Source organism: Pseudomonas sp. IPO3749 (assembly GCF_013386605.1).
Classification (GTDB): domain Bacteria; phylum Pseudomonadota; class Gammaproteobacteria; order Pseudomonadales; family Pseudomonadaceae; genus Aquipseudomonas; species Aquipseudomonas azotoformans_A.
In genome coordinates this window covers 1-365 of record NZ_JACARN010000171.1, presented here as the reverse complement: position 1 = coordinate 365, position 365 = coordinate 1, and the positions used below count along the sequence as shown (strand labels likewise).

The 365-nt window shown below is 62.5% G+C and carries 1 protein-coding gene; it reads left to right on the top strand.

Annotation, left to right across the window (positions count from 1 at the left end; translation table 11 throughout):
* A partial coding sequence (locus HX812_RS31970) for a cbb3-type cytochrome c oxidase subunit I (RefSeq protein ID WP_178949172.1) occupies window positions 1-365 on the top strand: 365 nt, incomplete at both ends.

Here is a 365-nt window from a genome sequence, read left to right as displayed (position 1 = left end):
CTTCTGGGCGTTGATCACCCTGTATATCTGGGCCGGCCCGCATCACCTGCACTACACCGCCCTGCCGGATTGGGCGCAATCATTGGGCATGGCCATGTCGTTGATTCTGCTGGCGCCGAGCTGGGGCGGGATGATCAACGGCATGATGACCTTGTCCGGCGCCTGGCATAAGTTGCGCACCGACCCGATCCTGCGCTTCCTGGTGCTGTCCCTGGCGTTCTACGGCATGTCGACGTTCGAGGGGCCGATGATGGCGATCAAGACCGTCAACGCCCTCTCCCACTACACCGACTGGACCATCGGCCATGTACATGCCGGCGCCCTGGGGTGGGTGGCGATGATCACCTTTGGCTCGCTGTACCACA